General features: G+C 71.7%; 14 protein-coding genes. 10 read left to right on the top strand and 4 right to left on the bottom strand.

Annotated elements, in window-relative coordinates; translation table 11 throughout:
- The first annotated feature begins 7 nt into the window (after positions 1 to 7).
- From DEO23_RS01085 to DEO23_RS01125, 9 genes are all read left to right on the top strand, one after another.
- Positions 8 to 2,011 carry a glycoside hydrolase family 127 protein gene (locus DEO23_RS01085; RefSeq protein WP_109274164.1) on the top strand — a complete coding sequence of 668 codons (2,004 nt, stop codon included), beginning with the start codon at positions 8 to 10 and terminating at the stop codon, positions 2,009 to 2,011.
- Entirely contained in the window at positions 2,008 to 2,880 is an 873-nt protein-coding gene (locus DEO23_RS01090; protein ID WP_109274165.1) for an alpha/beta fold hydrolase, read from the top strand. The genes DEO23_RS01085 and DEO23_RS01090 overlap by 4 nt, the downstream gene beginning before the upstream one ends.
- A 61-nt stretch (positions 2,881 to 2,941) precedes the next feature.
- Positions 2,942 to 3,286, top strand: coding sequence for an ArsR/SmtB family transcription factor (locus DEO23_RS01095; RefSeq protein WP_109274166.1), 345 nt, complete (start codon positions 2,942 to 2,944; stop codon positions 3,284 to 3,286).
- Positions 3,283 to 3,792 carry an SRPBCC domain-containing protein gene (locus DEO23_RS01100; protein ID WP_109274167.1) on the top strand — a complete coding sequence of 170 codons (510 nt, stop codon included), beginning with the start codon at positions 3,283 to 3,285 and terminating at the stop codon, positions 3,790 to 3,792. The genes DEO23_RS01095 and DEO23_RS01100 overlap by 4 nt, the downstream gene beginning before the upstream one ends.
- A 90-nt stretch (positions 3,793 to 3,882) precedes the next feature.
- A complete protein-coding gene (locus tag DEO23_RS01105; protein ID WP_109274168.1) occupies positions 3,883 to 4,731 on the top strand; it encodes a sugar phosphate isomerase/epimerase family protein in 849 nt (282 codons plus the stop codon).
- A gap of 140 nt (positions 4,732 to 4,871) precedes the next feature.
- Positions 4,872 to 6,158: an ABC transporter substrate-binding protein gene (locus DEO23_RS01110; RefSeq protein ID WP_109274169.1), complete on the top strand. Its 1,287-nt coding sequence runs from the start codon at positions 4,872 to 4,874 to the stop codon at positions 6,156 to 6,158.
- The gene (locus DEO23_RS01115; protein ID WP_205678789.1) at positions 6,155 to 7,360 is read left to right on the top strand and encodes a carbohydrate ABC transporter permease; all 1,206 of its coding nucleotides are present in this window, start codon (positions 6,155 to 6,157) and stop codon (positions 7,358 to 7,360) included. The genes DEO23_RS01110 and DEO23_RS01115 overlap by 4 nt, the downstream gene beginning before the upstream one ends.
- Positions 7,360 to 8,211 carry a carbohydrate ABC transporter permease gene (locus tag DEO23_RS01120; protein ID WP_205678790.1) on the top strand — a complete coding sequence of 284 codons (852 nt, stop codon included), beginning with the start codon at positions 7,360 to 7,362 and terminating at the stop codon, positions 8,209 to 8,211. Before DEO23_RS01115 ends, DEO23_RS01120 begins: the two co-directional genes overlap by 1 nt.
- Entirely contained in the window at positions 8,208 to 9,203 is a 996-nt protein-coding gene (locus tag DEO23_RS01125; protein ID WP_109274170.1) for a glycoside hydrolase family 43 protein, read from the top strand. The genes DEO23_RS01120 and DEO23_RS01125 overlap by 4 nt, the downstream gene beginning before the upstream one ends.
- Here DEO23_RS01125 and DEO23_RS01130 read toward each other — a convergent pair.
- The 3 genes from DEO23_RS01130 to DEO23_RS01140 are packed head-to-tail and all read right to left on the bottom strand — an operon-like array spanning position 9,196 to position 12,478.
- Positions 9,196 to 10,470, bottom strand: a complete 1,275-nt coding sequence (locus DEO23_RS01130; protein ID WP_109274171.1) for an MFS transporter — start codon at positions 10,468 to 10,470, stop codon at positions 9,196 to 9,198. The genes DEO23_RS01125 and DEO23_RS01130 overlap by 8 nt on opposite strands.
- On the bottom strand, positions 10,467 to 11,435 hold the full coding sequence (locus DEO23_RS01135) for an alpha/beta hydrolase (RefSeq protein WP_109274172.1): 969 nt from the start codon (positions 11,433 to 11,435) through the stop codon (positions 10,467 to 10,469). The genes DEO23_RS01130 and DEO23_RS01135 overlap by 4 nt, the downstream gene beginning before the upstream one ends.
- A complete protein-coding gene (locus DEO23_RS01140) occupies positions 11,435 to 12,478 on the bottom strand; it encodes an alpha/beta hydrolase (protein WP_109274173.1) in 1,044 nt (347 codons plus the stop codon). Before DEO23_RS01140 ends, DEO23_RS01135 begins: the two co-directional genes overlap by 1 nt.
- Positions 12,479 to 12,697: 219 nt before the next feature.
- Here DEO23_RS01140 and DEO23_RS01145 point away from each other — a divergent pair, with 219 nt between their 5' ends.
- Positions 12,698 to 13,693, top strand: a complete 996-nt coding sequence (locus DEO23_RS01145; RefSeq protein WP_109274174.1) for a LacI family DNA-binding transcriptional regulator — start codon at positions 12,698 to 12,700, stop codon at positions 13,691 to 13,693.
- Between the two features lie 40 nt (positions 13,694 to 13,733).
- On the opposite strand, the gene DEO23_RS01150 is transcribed toward DEO23_RS01145, so the two are convergent.
- Entirely contained in the window at positions 13,734 to 16,949 is a 3,216-nt protein-coding gene (locus DEO23_RS01150) for a YhgE/Pip domain-containing protein (RefSeq protein ID WP_240613150.1), read from the bottom strand.
- Between the last annotated feature and the right edge of the window lie 5 nt (positions 16,950 to 16,954).

Genomic DNA, 16,954 nt, shown 5'->3' on the forward strand with positions numbered 1-16,954 from the left:
ACGTGCGATGAACCAGCCCGACGTCACGACGCCGACATCAGATCCATCGGCCGGTCCGACGCCTGGCCGGGTGGCTCCCGCGCCACCCGTCCGCCCGAGCGCCGGCGGCCGTGCGGCCCGTCGGCCGCTGGGCGTCGGAGCCGCTCGCATCACCGGCGGCTTCTGGGGGCAGCGCCTGCGGACCAACGCCGCCACCGCCATCGCCGGGGGCTACGACCGGCTCGAGGAAGCCGGCAGCCTGCGCAACCTCCGTATCGCCGGCGGCCTCGAGGACGGCGAGATCACCGGGATGATCTTCCAGGACTCCGACGTCCACAAGTGGCTCGAGGCCGTCGCCTTCGAGATCGGCCGCACCGGCGATGCCCATCTGCTGGAGCTGCAGCGCCGCGTCACCGCCTGGGTCGCCGCCGCCCAGCGCGAGGACGGCTACATCGACACCGTCCACGAGGCCCGTCACGGCACCGAGGGCCGCTGGACGAACCTGACCTTCGAGCACGAACTCTACTGCGCCGGTCACCTGATCCAGGCCGCCGTCGCCCAGCACCGCTGCACCGACGACCGTGGCCTGCTGGAGGTCGCCGTCCGCTGCGCCGACCTCCTGGTCGCCACGTTCGGGCCCGGAAAGCGGGACGGCGTGCCGGGCCACCCCGAGATCGAGATGGCCCTGGTGGAGCTGTTCCGCGAGACCGGGGAGCGCAGCTATCTCGATCTCGCCCGCTTCTTCCTGGACCGGCGCGGCCACGGGGTGCTGCAGGCCGAGACCGGCGTGAACCCCTCCTACTTCTCCGACCGGGTCCCGGTCGCCGAGGCGCGCAGCGTCGAGGGGCATGCGGTGCGCGCGGTCTACCTCGCGGCGGGGGTCGTCGACCGGGCGCTCGAGACCGGCGAGGAGCAGCTGCTCGCGCAGCAGGAAGCGCTGTTCGCCGACATGATGGCCACGAAGGCCTACGTCTCCGGTGGGCTCGGCGCCCGCTGGGACGGCGAGGCCTTCGGCGCCCCCTACGAACTGCCCGCCGACCGCGGCTACGCCGAGACCTGCGCGGCGATCGGCGCCGTGCAGTGGGCGTGGCGCCTGCTGCTGGCCACGGGCCGCGAGACCTACGCCGAGGCGATCGAGCAACTGCTGCTGAACGCCATGCTGCCCGGGGTCTCCCTCGACGGGGCCGGCTACTTCTACGTGAACCCGCTGCAGGTGCGGTCGGGGACCGTGCTCGACGATCCCCGCAACCCCGTCGGTGGGCGTCAGGGCTGGTTCGACTGTGCGTGCTGCCCGCCGAACCTCATGCGCACCCTCGCGAGCCTCGCGCAGTACGTCGCGACCGGGAGCGCCCAGGGCATGCACCTGCACCAGTACGCGAGCGGCAGCTACGCCGCCGGTGGACTGCGCATCGACGTCGAGACCGGCTACCCGCTCGAGGGCGAGGTGCAGATCGTGGTGCGCGAGGCGCCGTCGGGGCCGACAGGCCTGAGCCTGCGCGTCCCGCGCTGGGCGAACGCCGCATCCGTCGAGATCCCGGAGCACCTCGAGGAGACCTGGGCCGACGGGGCTGTGCAGATCACCGGCACCTTCACCCCGGGCGATCGGATCATGCTCACCCTGCCGATCGAACCGCGTCTCGTCGTCGGCCATCCACGTCTGGACGCCGTCGCCGGCAGCATCGCACTGCTGCGCGGCCCGCTGCTGTACACGCTCGAGCAGGTCGACCAGGCGCAGGGCGTGGACATCGAGCGGATCGAGGTGCTGCCCGGCGAGGGAGCCGACGTCCGGCCGGCCCCCGAGGGGCTCGCGGCCCTCCCCGGCGGCGACCTCCCGGCGCTCGCCGTGAGAGCGAGGCGACGCCGCGACGAGGGCGAGGAGCTCTACCCGGTGTGGGCGCCGCGAGCCCGGTCGGCTGCAGCGGGCGACGAGGAGGCCGAGGTGAACGAGGTGCTCGCCGTCCCGTACTTCGCCTGGGCGAACCGGCAGCTCGGTCCGATGCGGGTGTGGATGCCCGTGGCGGACCGGCGATGAACGGCCACGAGTCCGCGCCCCGCCTCCTCGACCTCGACGGCGTGGAGGTCGCGACATGGCGACTGGGGCCACGGGACGTCTCGGACTCCCGCGGTGACGTCGTGCTGTGTCACGGGACCCCGTGGTCCTCGGTGGTCTGGGCCGACGTCGCCCGGGATCTCGCGCGCGATCACACCGTGCACCTCTGGGACATGCCGGGCTACGGGCGCTCCGCGATGGACGGGACGGCAGCGATCGATCTGGCGACCCAGATGGGGCGGCTGGCCCGGCTGCTCGACCGCCTCGACCTCGCCAGGCCGCATCTGGTCGCGCACGATGTCGGCGGCGCCGTCGCTCTCGGCGCGCACCTGCTCGAGGGCCGGGAGCTGGCCTCGCTGATGCTGTGGGACCCGGTGGTCCTCGAGCCCTGGGGGTCCGCGTTCTTCCGGCTCGTCGCGGAGAACGCCGAGACCTTCTCCGCGCTGCCCCTGCCCCTGCACCGGGCGCTCGTGCGCGAGTACATCGTGGGAGCCGCCCGTCGGCCGCTCCCGGCGGACACGCTCGATGCCCTCGCCGGACCATGGGGCTCGGACGTGGGGGAGAGAGCCTTCTACCGGCAGATCGCGGCTCTGCGACCCGAGCACACCCGGCCCGTGGCCGCCGAGCTCGGCGACGTGCGCTGCCGGGTCTCGATCGGCTGGGGAGAGGACGATCCGTGGATCCCGGTCTCCCGTGCCGCACGGCTCTCCGCGCTCCTGCCCGGGGCCCCGGAGCCGCACGTCCTTCCCGGGGTGGGTCACCTCGCGCCGCTGGAGGCACCGGAAGCGGTGACCCGGCTCGTGGGCGAGTGGGTGCGCGAGAGCGCGACGGGTATTCAACCGAACGGTTGACCACCCCGAGGAAGAGGTCTACCGTCGTCGTCATCAACCCGCCGGTTGAGAAGAGGAGGGGATGGACGGCACGACGCTCTCGAGGGCCTTCGCGGCTCTCGCCGACCCCACGCGACGGGATCTCGTCTCCCGCCTCACCCTGGGTGATGCGGACGTGAACGAGCTCGCCGCCCCCTACGAGATGTCCCTGCAGGCGATCAGCAAGCACATCGCCGTGCTCGAGAAGGCCGGTCTGGTCTCGCGTCGCCGCGAGGCGCAGCGCCGCCCCGTGCACCTCGACGCCGAGGCGCTCGGGGAGCTGACCCGATGGATCGACCACCACCGCCACGCCGTCGAGGCCCGCATGGGCCGCCTCGACGAGGTGCTCACCTCCGACTCCGCACCGCCACCGAAGGATGCACCATGACCGCCACCGACCATCTGACCAGCGCCGTCATCACCGCCGACCCCGAGGTCCCCGCCGTCCTCACCACACGGGACTTCCATGCCCCGCTCGCGCAGGTCCAGCGGGCCCACACCGACCCCGAGCTGTTCGCCCGCTGGATCGGCCCGCACGAGCTCAGCACCCGCATCGACCGCTGGGACGCCCACACCGGCGGCGCCTGGGCCTACACGAGCATCCGATCCGCGGGCGCCGAGGAGGAGACCTACTCCTTCCACGGCAGCTTCCACGACGTCCTCCCGGACCGTATCGTCCAGACCTTCACCTACGACGACTGGCCCGAGGCCGTCACCCTGGAGACGCTCACCCTCACCGACCTCGGCGACGGATGGACGCGCCTGCACGGCCGCGCGCTGTACGACTCCTTCGAGTCGCGCGGGCAGATGCTCGCGAGCGACATGGAGACCGGTGTCCAACAGGGGTACGAGGCGCTCGACGAGCTGCTCGCGGGCCTCGACGAGCAGGGGTGATCGGCCGCTCCTGTCAGCCGCCGGTCCCAGTACCTGGACAGAGGGGCCGACTTCCCCACGTGGGAACCGAACGCGCCTAGGCTCGTGGCCATGTTCTCGAACCTCTCCGCCGGAGCCCTCGGCCTCTCCCTCGACCTCCCCACCGCTGTCGACCTGGCCGCGAAGCACGGCTTCGGCGGTGTCGACCCCGACCTCGACCACTTCCGCACGCTCGGCGGCGCGTCCGCAGTCGCCGAGTTCGCCGCCTCCGTGCGCGAGCGCGGCCTGGAATGGGGCATGACGGGACTGCCCGTCCCGCTCGACGCCCCGGCGGAGGAGTTCCGCCGGGCGCTCGTGGACCTGCCCGAGGCGCTCGAGCTCCTCACCGCCGCCGGTGTCACCCGGGTCGGCACCTGGCTGCGGCCGATGCACGACGACCGTGACCACTGCGTCAACTGGCGCCTGCACGCCGGGCGCCTCGCGCTGGTGGGTGAGCTGCTGGCCGACGCGGGGCTGCGCATCGGCCTGGAGTACATCGGCCCGAAGACCCTCTGGTCCACCGAGCGTTTCCCCTTCATCCACTCCCTGCGAGAGGCGCGCGAGCTGATCTCCGACTCCGGGGCCGACAACGTGGGGCTGATCCTGGACAGCTACCACTGGTACACCGCGGGGGAGTCCACGGCCGACCTCGCCGGGCTCACCGACGCCGACATCGTCTCGGTCGACATCAACGACGCCCGCGACGACCGCGAGCGCGACGAGCAGCAGGACCTCGACCGTCGCCTGCCCTTCGCGACCGGCGTCATCGACGTCCCCGGCTTCATGGACTCCGTGCGGGCGGCCGAGTACTCGGGGCCGGTCAAGGTCGAGCCGTTCATGAAGGAGCTCGCCGAGCGTCCGGTCGACGAGGTCCTCGAGCAGATCTCGGGTCTGCTGGACCGCGCGATCGCGGGCGAGTGAGGCCGCCCGCTCGGGCGAGACCATATCGAGACCATCCCCCTCTTGTGACCCACCACATGTGCAACGTTAGAATCGCGCCGACGACACCCGGATGACAAGGACGAGGACGTCCGGCCGGGGGTGGACCGAGGGAGGTCACCATGACGCAACGGAGCGCACGGATCGCAGGCGGCCCGCTCACGCGGCGCCGCGCCCTGGGACTCGCCGGGGCCACGGCCATGGGCGCCGGCCTCGCCGCCTGCGGCGGCAACAGCGGCGGCCTCACCGGTGGGGGCGGCGGCAGCGACAGCGGCGGTGGCGGCGGGATCAGCCAGTGGTACCACCAGTACGGCGAGGACGGCACGCAGGACGCCGCGAAGAAGTACGCGGCCGCCTACGACAAGGGCGACGTCACCGTGAACTGGGTGATGGGCGACTACGCGGCGAAGCTCTCGACGAGCCTGCTGTCGGGCAAGGGCGTGGACGTCTTCGAGAACAACGCCATCGCCGTGGACCAGGCCAAGCAGGGTCGCTACGCCGATCTCTCGACCATCATGGAGCCCGTCAAGGACACCTTCAACCCGGCCTCGCTGAACGCGGTCACCATCGACGGCAAGATCTGGGGCGTCCCCATGATCCTGGACCCCCAGCACTTCTACTACCGCAAGTCGCTGTTCGAGAAGGCAGGCATCGACGTCCCCGAGACCATGGACGACCTGGTCGACGCCGCCAAGGAACTCACCACCGGCAAGCAGAAGGGCCTGTTCCTGGGCAACAACTTCGACGCCACCTGCTGGACGATGACCTGGGCCGCCGGCGGCAGCCCCATGAGCGAGGCCCGCGACGCCGTCGGCTACAACACCCCCGGCATGGTCGAGGGACTGACGGCGATCCAGCAGATGAAGTCCGACGGCACCCTGCTGACCGGCGCCCCCTCCGACTGGACCGATCCCGCGGCCTTCGCCACCGGGCTCTCGGCGATCACCTGGGGCGGCTGCTGGGAGCTCCCGCAGCTCGAGGACGCCCTCGACGACGTCGGCGTCTTCCCGCATCCGGCCGTCGGCTCCGAGGGCAAGCAGGTCGCGATGGTCGGGTCGTGGAACGAGCAGGTCGCGGGGGCCTCGAAGAACATCGAGGCCGCGAGCGAGTTCGTGAAGTGGCTGTGGATCGACCAGACCGAGAGCCAGACCGACTGGGCGCTCAGCTACGGCTTCCACATCCCGCCGATCACGTCCGTGGCCGACAAGGCCGAGGCCCTGAAGTCGGGCAACGGCAAGGAGATCGCGACCATGGCCCAGGAGATGGGCGTCTCCGGTCCGCCGGAGTGGACCGGCGCCGTCGCGACGCCCTTCAACGACGCCATCAGCGCCATCATGAAGAAGGGCTCCGACCCCGCCGAGGCGCTCTCCAAGGCGGAGGAGGCCAGCAACAAGGCCGTCACGAAGTGAGCGCCGCGACCAGCACCGGCGCGGCGCCGCGAACGGGCCGTGCCACGCGCAAGGCCCCGGACCGCACCAGGCCCACGCGCATCCGCGGCACCGGGATCGCCTTCTGGCTGTTCTTCACCCCGTTCGCGGTGGGACTGCTGATCTTCACCATCGTCCCCCTGCTGTGGGGCGGTGCCCTGAGCTTCTTCGAGGCCAAGGGCACCGTCCTGCCCTCGCAGTTCGTGGGGTTCGCGAACTTCTCGGACTTCCTGACCGACACGGCCTTCCTCTACTCGCTGCGCACCTTCACGATCTTCGCGCTCTTCATCGTGCCGGTGACCATGGCCTCCTCCCTGTTCCTCGCGGTGCTCGTCAACGGCATCCCGAGGTTCCAGGCCTTCTACCGGTCCGTGTTCTTCCTCCCGACGGCCTGCAGCTACGTCGTCGCCTCGGTCGTCTGGCGACTCGCGCTGTTCAACGGCCTGGACTCGGGCGTGGTCAACAGGATGCTCTCCGGGATCGGCCTGGACTCGATCGCCGACTGGCTCTCGGCCTCGCCCTACTGGTGGGTCGTGCTGATCTCGGTGCGCCTGTGGATGCAGGTCGGCTTCTACATGCTGCTGTTCCTGGCCGGGCTGCAGGCGATCCCCTCGCAGCTCTACGAGGCGGCGGCGGTGGACGGGCTGAACCCCGGCGGCTGGCGGATGTTCCGTTCGATCACGCTCCCGCAGCTGCGCACCACCTCGACCGCAGTGCTCCTCCTGCTGCTGATCGCCGCCTTCCAGGCCTTCGACGAGTTCTACAACCTCACCGGCAACAACCCCGAGACCCGGCCTCCGCTCGTCTACCTGTACAACATCGCCCTCGGCCCCGAGCAGGACTTCGGGCACGGCAGCGCGGGCGCCCTCGTCCTCACCGCGATCATGGTCCTCGCGGGGCTGCTGCAGACCTGGATCATCGGCTTCGACAGCAACGACGACACCCGGCGTCGGCGTCTGCCCTGGCGGCGGCGCACTCCGGCGGTGCTCCCGGCCGGGGCGGCGGCCGCGACCACGGGCGGCGGCGCGGCCTCCGGTGCCGTGACCGCGGCCGGGGTCCTCGCGGCGACGTCGGCCGACCTGGCCGGGAGCGGCTCCGCGGGCGGCGCCGATGACGGTGCCGTCGAGACCGGTGGCGCCCCCGCAGCCCCTGACATCATCCGCCCGAACGAAGGGGACCGCTGATGAGCACGCTGTCGATGGCCGGGTACAAGAAGCGCCGCGGCGGGATGATCCTGCGCTACGTCGTCGCCTCGGCCCTGGCACTGGTGTTCCTGGTGCCCTTCTACGCGATGGTGAAGACCGCGCTGTCCACCAACGAGGAGATCTACTCGACGACGTTCACCTTCTGGCCCTCCGACCCGCAGTGGGGGAGGGTCCCCGAGCTGCTGGGCGACCCGAGGTTCCTGGACGCGCTGAAGAACTCGGCGATCATGGCGGTGGTCGCCACCAGCCTGTCCATCCTGATCGCGGCGCTGGCCGGCTACGCGCTGGCCCGGATCCCGAACCGCTTCGCCCGGCCGATGTTCATGATGGTGGTGATCGTGCTGCTGATCCCCGGCACCACGGCCTTCGTCCCGAACTTCATCATCGTGGCGTCCCTGGGCTGGATCGGCACCCTGCGGGGCCTGATCATCCCGGGGCTGTTCGGGGCGTTCAACGTGTTCCTGTTCCGTCAGTTCTACGTGAACTTCCCCAAGGAGGTCGAGGAGGCCGCGCACATCGACGGCGCGGGCTACTTCCGCACGTTCTTCCAGGTCATCTTCCCCAACACCCTGCCGTTCGCCTCGGCCCTGACCGTGCTGGGCCTGATCGGCTCGTGGAACGCCTTCCTGTGGCCGCTGGTGGTCGCGGGCTCGGGGCAGAGCGCGAACACGGTGCAGATCTACCTGTCCTCCTTCCTGACCGCCCAGACCTTCGACTACGGCAGCCTGTTCATGGCCGCGACGATCAGCCTGCTCCCGGTGCTGGCGATCTTCTTCTTCCTCCAGCGCTACCTGGTCGCCGGCATCTCGGCCACGGGACTGAAGGGATGACCGGCGGCTCGTCCGTCGGCGGTCCCTCCGTCGGCGGCTCCTCCGCCGGCACCCCGTCCACCGGCCACGCGGCCGAGGCGGCGACCCCGGCCTGCCCCGTGCCGCTGCCGGACCCGGACGTGGTCCGCACGGAGGACGGCTGGATCGTCTACGGCACGGGTCCGCGCACGGGCGGCGGTCGCGCGGTCCCGGCCGCGATCTCGACGGACCTCCACCGCTGGGAGAGCATCGGCGAAGTGCTCGAGGCGCTCCCGGAGGAGAAGGGGGAATCCTACTGGGCGCCCGAGGTCTGCCTCCGTGAGGGCGGATGGTGGATGTACTACTCGGTGGGCCACGGCGACCGCGGCCACCACCTGCGGGTCGCCCGCGCCGACGGCCCGCGCGGCCCGTTCCGCGATCAGGGCGTCGATCTCACTCCCGGGGAGCTGTTCGCGATCGACGCCTCCCCGTTCCGCGCCGCCGACGGCAGCTGGTGGCTGTTCTTCGCCCGCGACGTCCTGGACGCCGAACGGGTGGGCACTCATCTCGCGGTCGCCCCGCTGCTCGGGCCGACGGAGCTGGGCGCGATCACGCCTGTGCTCGCTCCCGACGCCGACTGGCAGGTCTTCGCCCGTGACCGGCCGATGTACGGGGGCCGCCACGACTGGCACACCCTCGAGGGCGCCCATGTGCTCGAGAGGGACGGCGTGCTGTTCCTGAGCTATTCGGGCGGCTCCTGGCAGGGCGAGGGCTACCGCACCGCCTGGGCCTGGGCGCACCACCCCACCGGGCCCTGGCATCGGCCGCCGGCAGGGGAAGACATCCTGCTGGCGACCGACGCGGAGCAGGGGCTGATCGGGCCGGGCCACAACTCCTTCACCACCGACGCGGCGGGGCGCGACGTCATCGCCTTCCACGCCTGGGACTCCGGGCACACGGGGCGCTACCTGCACCTGCGGGAGCTCGAGGTCGACCCGAGCGGGCCGTCGATGCGGGTCCTCCCGGTCACTTGACCCCGCGGATCGGGATGATCAGGATCCCGCCCAGGACCGAGCAGATCATGGAGAACAGGAACAGGCCGGTGTAGTCGCCGCCGGCCAGGGAGATGACGCCTGCCCCGACCACCGGTCCGATGATCTGGGGGAGCTGGTAGGCCAGGGCGACGATGCCCAGGTCCTTGCCGGCGTCGGCCCGGCTGGGCAGCACCTCGGTCATCAGCGCCACGTCCACCGCGACGTACGCGCCCTGGGCGAAGCCGATGACGAGCATCCCGGCGAGGAAGGACGTCATCCCGCCGCTGAACAGGAGCACGCAGACCCCTGCTCCCGAGCACAGCCCCGAGGCCCACACGATCACCTTGCGCTTGCCCAGGCGGTCGCTCAGCCAGCCGAAGATCACCGTGGCGACGATGTTGCCGCCCATGAACATGGCGAGCGCCGTGGTCTGCACGCCGCCGGCCTCGTCGGCCGAGTAGCCGAGGGTGTCCATGATCAGGAAGAACAGGAACAGCGAGATCGTCAGGATCGACATGGTCATGAAGAAGCGGCTGGCCCAGGCCCAGGCGAAGTCCCGGTACTGCAGCGGGTTCAGCCAATAGGTCGAGAGCACGTCGCGCAGCTTCAGCGGTTCGGGCTTCTCGGTGCGCACGACGTCGCGGAAGCCGAAGCACAGCGGCAGCACGGTGACCAGTCCCAGCACGCCCGGCACGGCGAACCACAGCCAGCGCTGATCGATCGGCAGCGAGGCGACGATGCCGGTGGCCACGATCGTCGAGACGGCGTTGGCGACGCCGACGGCGGCGGAGACCCGGGCGCGGATGCGTGCGGGGACCTGGTCGGCCAGGAGGGTGTGGTTGACCATCGAGACGGCGCCGTAGCCGATCTGCACGATGATCCATCCCAGCACCAGCTGGGGGACACCGCCCGCGAGCGCGAGGACGACGCAGCCGACGCTCCCCAGCAGGGCCCCGCCGAGGGACCAGGGCCGTCGCATCCCCATCCGGGACGTGGTGCGATCGCTCAGCCGGCCGAACAGGGGTGTCGCGATCATGATCACCACGCCGCCCACGGCCGAGATCAGGGCGAGGTTGTCCTCCTTGGAGGCCTCGTCCATCAGGGTCAGCAGTTTGGGGAGGGAGGCGCCGGAGATGGACCCGACGACGATGCCGGATCCGAACCAGGACAGGACGAGGAGGGGGAGGAACCAGCGGCGCTGGGGGCTGCCGATGATGCTGTCGTCCCGGAGCGGTTTCGCGGGGGACGATTCGGTACGTGCGGTCATGACATCTCTCCGTGAAGTTCTCTCAGGGCGCCGACGACGGTGCCGTGCCAGAGCCGTGCCGAGGACAGCAGGCCGGGGAGCCCGGCCGAGTCGTGGCCCGTGCCGAGGCTGATGGTCGCGCTCGACGGGACCCCCGCTTCCCGCAGACGTGCGTGGTAGGTGGCGGTGTCGCCGCGCAGGGGGTCGTACTCCGCGGCGAGCAGGACGGCGGGCGGCAGGCCGCGCAGGTCCTCGCGCAGCAGCGGCGAGACCCGCGGGTCGGAGGCCGTGATCCCGCGCGGGAGGTAGTCGCGGGCGATGCTCCGGCGGTCCCGGCGCAACAGGAACGTGGGGATGTGCATCTCCCGCAGCACCTGACGGTCCGCGTGGTCACCGGTGAGGTCGAGTCCGGGCACCTCGAGCAGCTGCAGCCGCAGCGGGTGGGCTGCCCGTTCGAGGTTCCACTGGGCGATCGCCGCGGCGATGTTCCCGCCCGAGGACTGCCCGCCGACCGCGATCCTGCCCGGGTCGATGCCGTGGTCGCGGCCGCTCGTCACCAGCCAGTCCAGGGCCGCCAGTCCCTGTTCGATCTGGGTGGGGAAGCGGTGCTCGGGAGCCTGGGCGTAGTCGACCGCGACCACGGCGACGTGCGCGTCGATCGCGCGGCGCGCGTGCATCCAGCGATTGGAGGGATAGTCGTTGGATCCCTGCCGGAAGGCGCCGCCGAAGAAGGTGAGCACGGCCGGGAGCGGCTCCTGCGCACCGTGGGGACGGTGGATGCGGATGGTGACGTCGGGGAATCCGGTGACGCGGACGCGGACCTTCTCGATGTGGACGTCGGGGATCGGCAGGCCCGCCTGCTCCCAGCTGCGCTCGGCCGCGGTGACGGCGTCGCGTCGGCGGGTGGAGATCCGCGGCTGGCGCAGGGGGATCCGGGGGCGTCCTGCCGCCGCGGCCAGGCGAGCCAGTTCGGGATCGAGCGGCATCAGCGTGCTCCTGTCTCGTAGGCGTCCGCGAGGTCTTCGACGATGATCTGCTGCCAGCGTCGGGCCGCGGGCGAGGTGCGGGTGATTCCGGCCGAGGCGTGCTGGGTGCCGGGCACGACGTGCTCGCGCACCGGCGTCCCGAGCTCGCGCAGTCGCGCGGCCAGCAGGGAGGCGCCCGAGCGCAGCGGATCGTGCTCCGCGGCGAGGATCAGCGTGGGCGGGAACGGCGGGAGGTCCTCGGCGTCGGCGACGAAGGCGCTGCCGTCCAGCGCGGGCCGGTACTGCTCGATGAGCTTGGCGTACTCGGCCTCGATCGCCGAGGAGACCGTGTCGTCGGCGCCGGCGGCGAGCTCGTGGAGCGCGTTCAGGGAGACCGCCGGGACCTCGAGGAAGAGGTGGTGCGGGCGAGGCGGGGTCCCTCCGGCCGTGCCACCCTCGCGAGCCGCGCTGCTCTCGCCCGACCCATGCGCGGCGGCCCGGCGTTCGAGGGCGAGAGCGGCACTGGCGATGATCGAGGCACCCGCGGAGTTCCCCCCGAGCCCCAGACGCTCGGGATCGATCCCGAGCTCCTCGGCCCGCTCGTGCAGCTCGTCGAACACGCGCACGGCCTGATCCCGGGCGGTGGGGAAGGGGTGCTCGGGTGCGAGGGAGTAGGCCAGGGAGACGTGGCGGATGCCCGTCGCGGCCGTGCGCGCCGCGAGCACGCTGTCGTTGATCAGCTCGCGGGCGCTGCCGAACACGAAGCCGCCGCCGTGCAGGAACAGCTGCGTGGGGAGCGGCCCGTCGTGGTCCGCGGGCTCGTAGACGCGGGCGAACGGGGCGCGGGGAGCGTCCGCGGGTGCGGAGGCATCGACCTCGATCTCACGGATCCGGCAGGCGTCGGTCGGGGGCAGGGCCGTCGCGGCGGCCAGGGTGTCGGCGACCCGCCGGGCGACGTCACGCCGCTCCGCGAGATCCGCATCGGCCGAGGAGAGCGGCCACCGGGCGCGCAGCATCTGCTCCAGCTCCGCCCAGTCCTGGATGCCCTCGTCGAGCTCGGCCATGTGCCCTCCTCCGTCGTCGGTGACAGGTGGCGTGCCTCAGGTCGTACCGCGGCATCGCGGGACCCGAGGTCCCGCCTCGCAGTATCGAAGCACTTCGATCGAAGTGCTTCGTCGGCTGAGTCTAGGGTCGCGGAGCGCCGGGGACAAGTGGCAGGAGCACGGTGGCGGATTGGCGGACGCGCGTGAGGCCGGATCGCCGCGGACCACTACACTCCAGGCATGCCGACCCCCCGAGCGAGAGCGACGATCTACAGCGTCGCCGCACGTGCCGGCGTCAGCATCTCGACCGTCTCGCTCGCCATCAACCACCCCCAGCGGGTCAGCGCGCAGACCCGCCGCCGCGTCGCCGAGGCCTCCGAGGCCGAGGGGTACCGGCCCGGCCGTTCCGGCGCGACCGGAGGCCGCAGCGGTCTGCGCACGGTCGCGGTCGCCGCGCCGTTCTCGAGCTGGCCCAGCTACTACCGGCGGCTCGACGGCATCCTGGAGCGTCTGCGCAACGGCGGCATCGAGGTGCTCGTCCACGACCTGCCCTCGAGCAACGACACCCCCGCGCCGCTGCTGGACGCGCTGCCGGTGCGCGGCGACCTCGACGGCGTGATCATCATGGGCAGCCCGCTCAGCGAGGCTGCGGAGTCCTCGATCCTGCGTTCCGGGATCCCGGCGGTGCTCGTGGACACCCTCAGCGAGCAGCTGCCCACGGTCACCGCCGACGATCACCGCGGCGGCGTCCTCCTCGGTGAGCACCTGCTGGAGCTCGGGCACCGGCACCTGGTCTTCGTGCACGACGGTCAGGCCTCGACCGACTACGTCTCGGCGGGCATGCGGCGCGTGGAAGGGCTGCAGCAGGTGATCGACGCGGCCGGCGCACGGGTGGACGCGACGGCCGACGCGCCGGGGCTGGTGCAGCGCGCGCTCGACGCGGGCGCGACCGCGATCCTGGCGAACCACGACGCGCTCGCCGCGCGCGTGCTGCGGGAGTGCGCGGACTCGGGTGTCGCCGTCCCGCACCAGCTCTCGGTCACGGGCTACGACGGGGGTGCGCTCGCCGGAGCCCTGGATCTCACCACCGTCGAGCAGCCGCTCGCGGCGACCGGGGCCACCGCGGCCGATCTGCTGATCGGCGTGCTGGACGGCACCACGCCCGCCGTCCGGGCGATCACCCTCGAGTGCTCACTGGTCGTCGGCGGGACGACGGGCGCTCCCGCCGCGGACTAGGGGAGTCCTCGGGCGATCACGCCCTCGGGTCCTCACGCCCTCAGGCCATCGCGCCCTCGAGCTCGTCGACATCGCCCTCGTCGTCGCCCTCGGTATCGGACCTGCGCGCCGAGCGGCGCAGCCGGATCGCCCCGGCCAGGCCCAGCAGCACGCCGATCACCAGCCAGATCCCCAGGGCCACGAGGTCCTGCGTGGGGTTCACCCAGCCGCCGCCGATCAGGCCGCGGAAGGCGTCGATGGCGTGGGTCATCGGCAGCAGCGGGTGGAAGAACCGCAGGAAGCCGGGGATCGTCTCCACCGGATAGGTGCCTCCGCCCGCCGCGATCTGCAGGGCCACGAGGATGAGGCCGACGAACTTGCCGATCGGGCCGAAGACGGCGCCGAAGCCGTGGTTCAGTGCGACGAACACCAGGGAGGTGAGCGCCGCCAGCGCGTACACGCCGCCGAGGTTCGCGACGTCGATGCCGACGGCCAGGTGCAGCACCGCGACCGCCATCGCGGACTCGACCACACCCAGCACGAACGCCGGCAGGAGCCCGCCCAGCAGGAGCTTCGGGGCGCTCGCCCCGCGCAGCGCCGCACGCTTGGAGAACGGCGGCATCATCAGGAACATGGACATCCCGCCGACCCACAGGCCGATGCACAGGAACAGCGGCGTCAGGCCCTCGCCGAAGCGGTCCAGGCCGTTGGTGCGCTCGAAGTTCATGCCCACGGGGGAGCCCGCGACGTCGTCGAGGTTCTCGCGCTCGTCGTCGGAGTAGTTCGGGACCTGGTCCTGGGCGTCGGTGAGCCCGCTGTTCAGCTGGTCCGCGCCGTCGACGAGCTGGACCGCGCCGCCATCGAGGTCCTTCGCCCCGTCCGCGAGCCGCTTCGAGCCGTCGGCGGCCTGGTTCGCCCCGTCGTCCAGCTGCACCGAGGAGTCGGCGAGTCGGTTCGCGCCGTCGTCGACCTGACGGGCGCCGTCGGCGAGATCCGAGGCGCCGTCGGCCGCGGAGCCCGAGGCCGTGGCGAGCTGCGAGGAGCCGTCGACGAGCTTCGAGCTGCCGTCGGCCAGCTGGTCCGCGCCGTCGCGGGCGCTGGAGACGCCGCCGGTGTACTGGCCGACGCCGGTCTTCAGGGACTGGGCGCCCGAGTCGAGCTGGCCGGTCGAGCCGGCGAGCTGATCGGCGCCGTCCGCGACCTGCTGGGCGCCGTCGTTCAGGCTGTGCACGTCGTTCGCGGCGTCGTCCAGCGTCCGGTAGGCGCCCGGGAGGGCGTCGGCGGCCTGGTGCGCCTGGCCGGCGAGCTCGTCGATGCGCTTCTTCGCATCCGCGGAGCTCGCGTCGTCCAGGTCCGTGCGCGCGGACTTGAGGGAGTCGGAGAGGGTGGAGACGCTGTCAGCCTGCGTGCTCGCGGGCCCCTGCAGCGCGTCCATCGCGTCCGACGCGGTGCCGGCGTTCTTCTGGATGTCGTCCAGTCGGGTCGAGAGGTCGTCGGCCGCCGTGGAGACGTCCTCGCCGAGGCCGTCGAGGTTCGCGGCGGCGTCCTTGGCGTCCTGGGTCGCCTGCGCCGTCGTGGAGGCGTCGTCGGAGGCGGTGGAGGCGCCGCCGCGCAGGTCCTTCGACTTCTCGCTGAGCGCGGCGAGCTGCTGGCAGACGTCGGAGTCGGCGGTCGCGCGGGAGGTCGACCCGTTGTCGGTCGAGCCGTCGCCGTCCGTGCCGGTGCCCGTCGAAGCATCCCTGTCCGAGGAGCCGCCGTCCGAGGCGGTGCCCTGCGTGGGGCCGGCGCTGGAGCTGCCGCTGGAGCCGCTGGTCGGCGACGTGCACGACTGCGCGATCTGGTCGAGCTCCTTCGTGTACGACGAGACGTCGTCGGACACGGTGCTGGAGGAGTCCTTCGCCGTATCCGCCTTCTGGTCCGCATCCGCGGTGTCGCCGGAGAGGCCGGAGGCTCCCTGCACGTCGTCGAGGGCGCCGCGCACGGTGGTCATGTCCTTGCTCGCGGCGGTGACGTCGTCGCCCAGGTCGTTGACGGCCGTGTCGGCGGCATCCGCCTTGTCGGCGACGGTCTGCGCACGGTCGAGCAGCGTCGACATGTCGCTCGAGGGGTCGTCGAGAGCGGTGGCGAGGTCGTCGGCCGCACCCGCGAGGTCGTCGACCGCGGTGTTGGCGTCCTTCGAGGCCTGGTCAACGGAGTCCTTGTCGACGCCGAGGTCCTCGGCCTTCTTCTGGGCGTCGCTGACGGCCTGGTCGAGCTGGTCGGTGCCGTCGGCGACCTGGCGGGCGCCGTCGGAGAGGTCGCCCGCGCCGCCGTTCAGCTGCGAGGTGCCGTCGGCGAGCCTCGAGCTGCCCTCGTTCAGGGAGGAGCTCTTGTCGTCCAGCGTGGTCAGGCCCTTGTCCAGGCTCGTGGCGCCCGAGTTGAGGGTCGCGGTGCCGTCGTGCAGCTCGACCGCGCCGCTGCGCAGCTGGTCCAGGCCCACGGCGAGCGAGCTGCTGCCCTCGGCGAGCTGCCCGGTGCCGTCTGTCAGCTGGGAGGTGCCGTCCACCAGCTGGCCGGTGCCGTCGGCGAGCTGGGAAGTGCCGTCCTGCAGGTCGTCGGCGCCGTCGGAGAGGTCGGAGATGCCGCCCTCGAGCTTCTTCGCGCCGTGCTCCAGATCGCCGGAGCCGTCGACCGCGTCGCCGATGCCGTCGTGGATCGAGGAGAAGCCGACGTAGATCTGGTCGAGGTACTCACTGGCGACGGAGTCGCGCAGTGCGCCGGTGAGCGCGGTGCCGATCGACTTGGTGAAGTTGCCGCTGACGTAGTTGATCGTGTCGTTGGTGCGCACGTCGATGAGCGTCCGGGAGGCCTTGCCCGGATCGTCCGAGAGCTTCGCGACGTTGCTCGAGAAGTCCTTCGGGATCACCACGGTCGCGCCGTAGGTGCCGTCGGCCAGCCCCTCGCGCGCGGTCTCCGCGTCGACCTTCTCGAACCGGTAGACCTCGGGCTTGTCGGTGTCCAGCAGGGTGTCGGCGAACTCGCCCCCCGCGTCCAGGTGCTTCTTCCCGCCCTCGGGCGTCGTCAGATCGGCACCCGAGTCCTCGTCGACCACGGCCGCGGTGATGCGGTTCAGGTGGCTGCTGGGGTCGTCGAAGGACCAGGTGAGGTTCCCGGCATAGATGATCGGGACGAGCGAGAGTCCGGTGATGAACAGGGCGGCGATGGGCTTCGCCCACTCATCGGGCAGCACGCTGCGCAGGGAGTGGAGGATCCGCGCGGGGGTACTGGTGTGTGGCACAGCAG

This window comes from Brachybacterium endophyticum, from assembly GCF_003130585.1.
GTDB lineage: Bacteria > Actinomycetota > Actinomycetes > Actinomycetales > Dermabacteraceae > Brachybacterium > Brachybacterium endophyticum.

What these genes read in the sequence shown, in the direction of transcription:
- DEO23_RS01110 (WP_109274169.1), top strand. Translation starts at nt 4,872, where the DNA reads ATGACGCAACGGAGCGCACGGATCGCAGGCGGCCCGCTCACGCGGCGC.
- DEO23_RS01085 (WP_109274164.1), top strand. Translation starts at nt 8, where the DNA reads ATGAACCAGCCCGACGTCACGACGCCGACATCAGATCCATCGGCCGGT.
- DEO23_RS01145 (WP_109274174.1), top strand. Translation starts at nt 12,698, where the DNA reads ATGCCGACCCCCCGAGCGAGAGCGACGATCTACAGCGTCGCCGCACGT.
- DEO23_RS01140 (WP_109274173.1), bottom strand. Translation starts at nt 12,478, where the DNA reads ATGGCCGAGCTCGACGAGGGCATCCAGGACTGGGCGGAGCTGGAGCAG.
- DEO23_RS01105 (WP_109274168.1), top strand. Translation starts at nt 3,883, where the DNA reads ATGTTCTCGAACCTCTCCGCCGGAGCCCTCGGCCTCTCCCTCGACCTC.
- DEO23_RS01095 (WP_109274166.1), top strand. Translation starts at nt 2,942, where the DNA reads ATGGACGGCACGACGCTCTCGAGGGCCTTCGCGGCTCTCGCCGACCCC.
- DEO23_RS01130 (WP_109274171.1), bottom strand. Translation starts at nt 10,470, where the DNA reads ATGACCGCACGTACCGAATCGTCCCCCGCGAAACCGCTCCGGGACGAC.
- DEO23_RS01120 (WP_205678790.1), top strand. Translation starts at nt 7,360, where the DNA reads ATGAGCACGCTGTCGATGGCCGGGTACAAGAAGCGCCGCGGCGGGATG.
- DEO23_RS01090 (WP_109274165.1), top strand. Translation starts at nt 2,008, where the DNA reads ATGAACGGCCACGAGTCCGCGCCCCGCCTCCTCGACCTCGACGGCGTG.
- DEO23_RS01100 (WP_109274167.1), top strand. Translation starts at nt 3,283, where the DNA reads ATGACCGCCACCGACCATCTGACCAGCGCCGTCATCACCGCCGACCCC.
- DEO23_RS01125 (WP_109274170.1), top strand. Translation starts at nt 8,208, where the DNA reads ATGACCGGCGGCTCGTCCGTCGGCGGTCCCTCCGTCGGCGGCTCCTCC.
- DEO23_RS01135 (WP_109274172.1), bottom strand. Translation starts at nt 11,435, where the DNA reads ATGCCGCTCGATCCCGAACTGGCTCGCCTGGCCGCGGCGGCAGGACGC.